4 protein-coding genes are annotated in these 7,680 nt (G+C 70.6%); 1 reads left to right on the forward strand and 3 read right to left on the reverse strand.

Features of this window, described 5'->3' with window-relative positions:
• Nucleotides 1-4,628, reverse strand: a 4,628-nt coding sequence (locus ACWEQG_RS38910) for a ThuA domain-containing protein (protein ID WP_452292657.1), incomplete at its 3' end; no start/stop codon positions are given.
• Nucleotides 4,629-4,865: 237 nt separating this feature from the next.
• Here ACWEQG_RS38910 and ACWEQG_RS38915 point away from each other — a divergent pair.
• Nucleotides 4,866-5,585, forward strand: a complete 720-nt coding sequence (locus tag ACWEQG_RS38915) for a YqjF family protein (protein WP_452292659.1) — start codon at nt 4,866-4,868, stop codon at nt 5,583-5,585.
• 33 nt (nt 5,586-5,618) lie between these two features.
• Here the strand turns inward: ACWEQG_RS38915 and pdhA are convergent, their stop codons facing one another.
• Nucleotides 5,619-6,704, reverse strand: a complete 1,086-nt coding sequence (gene pdhA, locus ACWEQG_RS38920; protein WP_452292661.1) for a pyruvate dehydrogenase (acetyl-transferring) E1 component subunit alpha — start codon at nt 6,702-6,704, stop codon at nt 5,619-5,621.
• Nucleotides 6,705-6,870: 166 nt separating this feature from the next.
• Nucleotides 6,871-7,482 carry a TetR/AcrR family transcriptional regulator gene (locus tag ACWEQG_RS38925; RefSeq protein WP_363473235.1) on the reverse strand — a complete coding sequence of 204 codons (612 nt, stop codon included), beginning with the start codon at nt 7,480-7,482 and terminating at the stop codon, nt 6,871-6,873.
• Between the last annotated feature and the right edge of the window lie 198 nt (nt 7,483-7,680).

Here is a 7,680-nt window from a genome sequence, read left to right on the forward strand (position 1 = left end):
GTGTTGAAGGACTGGTAGGCCTGCTTGCCCGGAGCCACGTCCGCCACGGTCTTCTTGCCGAACGGGGTGTTCAGCTCGATCGTGGCCGGCGCGTCACCGTTGTTGACGGCGGTGACCGCCAGGTAGGCCGAGGTGCCGATGCAGCGGGACGCGGCGGTGACGGTCAACTTGACCTCGTCGTTCTTCGGGCCGCGGACGAGCGTGAAGTCGTCCACGTCGAAGTTCGCCCCGGTGAACACCAGGTAGAGCTTCACGCTCCCGGAGGGGACGTTCGTGAGCGGCGTCGAGACGTCCGCGTACGACTCCCACCCGCCGGTGTTCGGCACGGTGACGGTGCCGAGCACGGGGCCGGTCGGGGAACCGGTCCTGATCTCGAAGCCGCCGCTGGGGTCGGGCGAGGCCACCCGGGCCGTGAAGCGGGTGACCCCGGTGAGGTCCACGCCGTCGTACGCCGCCCAGTCGCCGGGGTTGACGTAGCCGAGCACGGTGCCGCCGTGCGCGGGGGTGTGGGGGTAGGTGTCGACGCCGTTCGCCTCGGTCCAGCTCTCGGCCTGGACGGTGACGTCGCCCTCCGCCGGGCCGAGCTCCTTGATGCGGATGTTCCGGAACGCCACCTCGTCGCCGTCGCCGTGGTTCTGGATGCCCACGTAGCCCTGCTGGAGGGACCGCTTGGGATCGGTGTTGGTGAAGTCGTTGATCTTCACGCCGTTCAGGAAGATCTGCAGGCGCTCGCCCTCGACGCGGAGCTCGTAGGTGTTCCACTGCCCCGGCGGGTTGAGCGCGGCGTCCCGGGCCTTGAGGTCCGCCGACTGGAAGCCGTAGACCGACCCGGTCGTCTTCTCCGGAGCGTCCGTGGCGTCGATCTGGATCTCGTAGCCGTTGTCGACCGCCGACCACGGGTCGTCCGAGGCGGGGAAGCCGACGAAGACACCCGCGTTGTCGTCGCCGCGCATCTTCCAGTCGAGCTTCAGCGAGTAGGAGTGGAACTCCTTCGCCTTGTACCAGAACAGCCCCAGGCCGCCGTGCGAGGTCAGGGTGCCGTCGGCGTTGGTGAATCCGCCGGGGCCGGCCTGCTCCCAGCCGGTGGTGCTGCCGTTGTAGAGCGTCGTGTAGCCGGTCTCGGGACGGCAGTCGGCCTTGAGCGCGCCCATGGCGTACCTGATGCCGCCGAGCAGGTGCTGGCGGAACTCCGGCTCGGCGAACGAGGACGCCGTGTGCCCGCCGCCCGTGTAGAACGACCGGCCGCCCTGATACTCCTTGCACCAGGCGATCGGGTGGTCGTCGCCCATCTTGCCGCCCGAGTACGACTTCTCGTCGAGGGTGGCCAGCACGTGCGCGGTGCTGCGGGCGTTGGTCCGGTAGTCGTACCACTCGTCGGTGCGCGTCCACGTCGGCCCGAGGTGGGCGGTCGCGGGGTGGGCCCGGTCCTCCACCTTCACGGTCGCCTGCTGGACGGCGGGGTGGGAGGCGAACCACGCCCCGACCAGGCCGCCGTAGAACGGCCAGTCGTACTCGGTGTCCGCCGCGGCGTGGATGCCCACGTAGCCGCCGCCCGCCTTGACGTACGCCTCGAAGGCCGCCTGCTGGGCGTCGTTCAGCACGTCGCCCGTGGTGCTGAGGAAAACCACGGCCTTGTACTTCGCCAGGTTCTCGGTGGTGAAGACGGCGGGGTCCTCGGTCGCGGTGACCTTGAAGCCCAGGTCCTTGATGGCCTGGACGCCCGCCGGGATCGAATCGTGCCGGAAGCCGGCCGTACGGGAGAAGACCAGGACCTCGCCCTCGCCGCTGCCCGGGGTCGCCGTCGTCCACTTCTGCGCGTCGCGGCCGTCACACGTCCTGATGACGATCTGGGCGGGATCGGTCGCGTCGAGGCACTTGCCCGACTGGGGGTTCTTGATGGTGCCGTCCGTGCCGACCGTCCAGATCTGCGCGCCGACGCCGGAGACGCAGTCCCAGATCTGCACCCGCGTGCCGTCGGCGGTGCCGCCGTTGGACACGTCGAGGCACTTGCCGAGCGAGCGGAGGGTGTTGCCGCTGACGGTCCAGACCTGCGCCCCGGTCCCGTTGCACTCGTAGAGCTGCACCTTGGTGCCGTTGGCGGGGTCGGCGTTCGCGACGTCGAGGCACAGGCCGGCGGCGCCGACGATCGGCGCCGGGCTTCCGCCGGCCGGCGGCTCCGCCGTCAGCGTGAAGTCGTCCAGGTCGAACAGCGCGCCGTCGTGGCCCTGGAAGACCAGGTAGAGCTCGGTCGTCCCGGCCGGGGCGTTCGACAGCGGCGCGGACACGTCGATGAACGTCTCCCAGCTGCCGGTGACGGGCACGCTCACCTTGCCCAGCAGGGTGCCGGTCCGCGAGCCGGCGCGCACCTCCATGGTGCCGCCCTTACCGCCGGAGGAGACGCGGGCGGTGATGCCCTTGGCCTTGCTCAGCTCGTAGGGCTTGAAGGAGATCCAGTCGCCGGCGTTGATGTCGCCCACGGTCTTGCCGCCGTGCGCGTTGCTCTTCCCGATCGGGTTGACGCCCTGGGAGGCCCCGTAGTGCTCGGCCTGGCGGTGACGCGGCTGCAGGATGTGCTGGCTGTGGGTGATCAGCCCGCCCTTGTCGGTGTATTCGGCGTCGAACACCGCGAAGATGTTCGCCGCGTCGTCGTGCTCACCGTCGACCGGGATGGTCAGCTCGCCGGAGCAGCCGGTCTTCGAGGAGATCTGGTGGCCGTGGCTGTCGTGGCCGAGCACGTAGGTCATCTTGACCTTCGCGCAGTCGATCTCGCCGTCCTCGGGGTCGGTGACCTTGATCGAGAACGGGATCGAGTCGCCCCACTGGAACAGGCTGCCCGCCGTGGGTGTCTCGATGGTCACGGTCGGCGCGGTGTTGCCCGCCGTGACGAGCACGCTCGCGCTGCCGCTGTTGCCCGCCGGGTCGCGCACGGTGAGCGTCGCGGTGTACGTGCCTTCCTTGTCGTAGGTCTTGACCGGGTTCGCCTCGGTGGAGGTGGTGCCGTCGCCGAAGTCCCAGGCGTAGGTGATCGTCGCGCCCTCGGGGTCGGCGGAGCCGGCCGAGGAGAACGTGACGGTGAGAGGCGTCTTGCCCGAGGTCTTGTCGGCCTTGGCCACGGCGATCGGGGAACGGTCGCGGCCCTTGATGTACTCGTAGCGGTACAGCGCCGAGTTGGCGTCGCCGTTGAAGTAGCCGGTGCCGTAGTCGAGCACGTACAACGCGCCGTCCGGGCCGAACGCCAGGTCCATCACCTGGGTGCCGGTCCACGGGAAGCTCGCGATGTCGCCGCGCGTCCCGTCGGCCTTCACGTCGATCGCCTTGATCCACTGGCGGCCGAGCTCACCGGCGAAGAAGTGGCCGTCCAGGTCCTGCGGGAACTTGACCGCGGACTTCAGGTCGGCGTCGTAGCGGTAGACCGGCCCGCCCATCGGCGACTCGGAGCCGCCGCCGAACTCGGGCGGGGAGCCGGCGTCGCCGCCGTACCTGATCCACGCGGGCTGGGCGGGCGGCAGCGTGCGCTGCCCGGTGTTGCGCGGGGAGGCGTTGACCGGTCCGCCGGCGCAGTCGTACTTCGCCCCGGAGGGACCGGAGGGGAAGGTGAACCTGTTGTAGGTCTCGACCGCGGTGTTGGTGCCCGTGCAGTACGGCCAGCCGTAGTTGCCGGGGCGGGTGACGCGGTTGAACTCGACCTGGCCGCTCGGCCCGCGGTTGGGGTCGCTGGTCCCGGCGTCGGGGCCGTAGTCGCCCACGTAGACGACGCCGGTGGCCTTGTCGACGCTCAGCCGGAACGGGTTGCGGAAGCCCATCGCGTAGATCTCGGGCCGCGTGTCCGGGGTGCCAGGCGGGAACAGGTTGCCCTCGGGGATGTCGTAGGTCCCGTCCGGCTTGACCTTGATGCGCAGGATCTTGCCGCGCAGGTCGTTGGTGTTGCCCGAGCTGCGCTGGGCGTCGTACGCCGGGTTGCGGTCGGGCCGCTCGTCGATGGGGGAGTAGCCCGAGGAGTCGAAGGGGTTGCTGTCGTCGCCGGTCGACAGGTAGAGGTTGCCGTCGGCGTCGAAGTCCATGTCGCCGCCCACGTGGCAGCAGATGCCGCGGTCGGCCGGCACGTCGAGGATCTTGACCTCGCTGCCCTTGTCCAGCGTCCAGTCGGGCTTGATCGTGAACCTGGACAGCCGGTTCACGCCCTTCCAGGCGGAGAAGTCCGACGCGGTGGCCGGGGCGTCGCCGTCGGGGGTGTCGAGGCGGGGAGCGTAGTAGAGGTAGACGAACCGGTTGGTCGCGAAGCCAGGGTCGGCCGCGACCCCCTGGAGGCCCTCCTCGTCGTGCGTGTAGACGTTAAGCGTGCCGACCACGGTGGTGTCGCCGCGGGCGTCGGTGCGCCGCAGGACTCCGTCACGCGCGGTGTGCAGCACCGACAGGTCGGGCAGCACGGTCATCGTCATGGGCTCGCCCATCTCGGCGACGCCCTTGGCCATCTCCACGCGCTGGTAGTCGGCGGCGTCGACGGGCGCCGTGTGTGCCTGGGCCGGCGCGGCCGGGGTGAGCACGGTCAGGCCGGTGAAGGCCAGAAATAAGGCACAGGTCTGTGCGATCCGTTTTCTTGCGCGATCGGTCGGCCGCCTGGGGGGCATGGCGGAGGTTCCTTTCGTCGGTGCGGTACGCCCGGCACGATCCCGGGCGCGCGACCCCGCTTCACAGATCCACCTGGAAGTGGTGATCGCACGTAACGTAAGCTTCTTTTGCCGTGAGGGGAAGATAGTTCTGTGAAAACTGGATAACTTTCGCCGGGCCGAGCGAAAGTTCCTTCGCTCGCCGACGCCCATCCGCAGGCGCGTGCCGTCACGGGTCTCCTGGGTAGCAACCCGGGCATGGTGTCCCCAACGGCAGGACGGGTCGAACGTCCGGTGATGCACCACCACTGGTCCGACATCACCTTCATCCACTGGAGATATCCGCCCGCGCTGGTGCAGGCGTTCCTGCCGGACGGGCTCACCGTCGACACCTACGAGGGGGCCGCGTACGTCGGGCTCACGCCGTTCCTGATGCGCGGCGTGCGGGCGCCCGGACTGCCGCCGCTGCCGGGGCTGTCGCGCTTCCCCGAGACCAACGTGCGCACCTACGCGCGGGACGCCCGGGGGCGCGCCGGCCTGTGGTTCCTGTCGCTGGACGCCGGGAACCTGCCCGCCGTGCTGGGCGCCCGGGCCGCGTACGGGCTGCCGTACTACTGGTCGGACATGTCCGTGACCGGCGCGGGGGAGCGGCGCCGCTACCGCTGCGCGCGCCGATGGCCGGGCCCCTCCGGGGCGCGGTGCGACGTCGACGTCGACCTCGGGCCCGCGCTGGGCGAGGCCGAGCGGGACGGGCTCGCGGACTTCCTCGTGGAGCGGTACCGGCTCTTCACGGTCGTGGCGGGCCGCCTGGTGACGGCGGAGGTGGAACACCCGCGCTGGCCTCTCCACCGTGCCCACGCGTCCGGGCTGGAGCAGGGGCTGCTCGAGGCGGCCGGCCTGCCCGCGCCCGACCACGATCCGCTCGTGCACGCCTCTCCCGGCGTGCCCGTACGGGTCGGCATGTGGCGTCCGGCCTGAGGCCCTTCCGCCGGGCGGGGGTGTGGGCGCGGGTCAGGCGCGGGGCTCCTCGAAGCGGTCGAGGTAGGCGGCGTACCAGGCCCGCTCCTCCTCCACCAGCGCGTGCCGGTCGGCGTAGACGTGGTCGAACATGGCGTCCACCGGCGGGTCGGGCATGGCGATGACCCCGTCGCGCAGTTCGAGGGCCATGCGGTCGCCCTCCTCCTCGACCTCGGTGAAGAAGGCCTCGTCGGCCATGCCCTCCCGCAGCAGGTACGCCCGCAGGCGCGCGATCGGGTCCTTCTTCCGCCACGCGTCCACCTCCTCGGCGGGCCGGTAGCGCCCCGGATCGTCGGAGGTGGTGTGCGGGCCCATCCGGTAGGTGTACGCCTCGATGAGGAACGGCCCGCCCCCGGAACGTACGTGCCGCAGCGCGGCCCTCGTCACGGCGAGGCAGGCCAGCACGTCGTTGCCGTCCACCCGTACGCCGGGGAAGCCGAAGCCCCGTGCCCGCTCGTAGATCGGCGCCCGGCTCTGCCGCCCGACGGGGTGGGAGATGGCCCACTGGTTGTTCTGGCAGAAGAACACCACCGGCGCGTCGAACACGGCCGCGAAGTTGAACGCCTCGCTGACGTCCCCCTCGCTCGCCGCCCCGTCGCCGAAGTAGGCCACGACGGCCGAGTCGTCGCCGTCCCTGCGGACCCCCATGGCGTACCCCACGGCGTGCAGCGTCTGCGCGCCGAGGACGATCGTGTAGAGGTGGAAGCGTGTCTCCCGGGGGTCCCAGCCGCCGTTCGTGGTGCCGCGCAGCATGCCCATGAGCGTGAGGGGAGCGATGCCCCGGCACCAGGCCACGCCGTGCTCCCGGTAGGAGGGGAAGACGTGGTCGTCCGGCGCGAGCGCCCGGCCCGAACCGATCTGGGCCGCCTCCTGCCCCAGACAGGGGATCCACATCCCCAGCTCGCCGAGACGCTGGAGGGCGAAGGCCTCCCGGTCGATCCGGCGGACCAGCGCCATGTCGCGATACAGCCCCCGATACTGGCTCTTCGACAGATCCAGGTCGTACTCGGGGTGCGCGACACGCTCGCCTTCGGGCGTGAGCAGCTGGACCAGATCTTCGGCCTCGTCCTGGCGCCGCACGTCGTCTCCTCTCTGACAACGGTGACCGGTGTCGGCGCCTCCATCACCGCGAGGTCGTCGGCACCGTGCGAAGCCAATCATTCCGGCTGTCCGGCCCGCGGGATCACACGGCGTGCCCGCCACGCCGATGAGCTGCGATTTCTCGTCGGCGGCGGGGAGGTGAGGGTCAGCCGGTCGCGGTGTCGGGGCGCAGTCCCGCGAGGACGATCGCGAGCGTGCGGGCCCGCAGATCCGGCTCCCACCGGGTGTGCAGGGACGCCTGGCACAGGCCGATCAGCAGGGCCATGACCTCCGGCGCCCGGACGTCGGAACGTACGGCCCCGGCCTGCTGGGCCCTGCCGACGAGCACCTCGACGGCCTCACGCAGGGCGAGGACCGGCTTGGCGACGGTGACCGGGATGCCCGCCTGCGCGAGCAGGTCGACGACGGTCTTCTGCTCCGCGGCCTGCTCCACGGTACGGGTGAAGAAGGTGAAGAACGCGGTGGCGGGGTCGCCCTCCGCCGCGAGCGCGCGGGTCTCCTCGGCCAGCCTGACGGCGACGGCATGCATGATCGCCTTGAGCAGGGACTCCTTGGTGGGGAAGTGCCGGAAGACGGTGCCGATCCCGACTCCGGCCTTCTGGGCGATCTCCTCGGTGGAGGCGGAGGGGCCCTTGGCCGCGAAGACGGCCTCGGCCGCCTCCAGGATGCGCGCCCGGTTGCGCTGGGCGTCGGCGCGCAGCGCTCTCACCGGCCCGGCGGGGGTGTCCGGCTCGGGAACGCGCTGATCGTTCGGCATCCCTCGGCTCTCCCACGCCTCGATTGACATCCGGATTCGCCGCTTCATAGCCTATAACCGAAGTGGAGACTCCGATTGTAGGTCACGCCGCAGCGAGGAGTGCAGATGTTCGAGAGGTTCACCGACCGTGCGCGGCGGGTTGTCGTCCTGGCTCAGGAAGAGGCCAGGATGCTCAACCACAACTACATCGGTACTGAG

This window comes from Microbispora sp. NPDC004025, assembly GCF_053604425.1.

Bases quoted from the DNA above. Each gene is read 5' to 3' on its own strand.
- ACWEQG_RS38915 (WP_452292659.1), top strand. From the start codon at position 4,866: ATGGTGTCCCCAACGGCAGGACGGGTCGAACGTCCGGTGATGCACCAC.
- ACWEQG_RS38925 (WP_363473235.1), bottom strand. From the start codon at position 7,482: ATGCCGAACGATCAGCGCGTTCCCGAGCCGGACACCCCCGCCGGGCCG.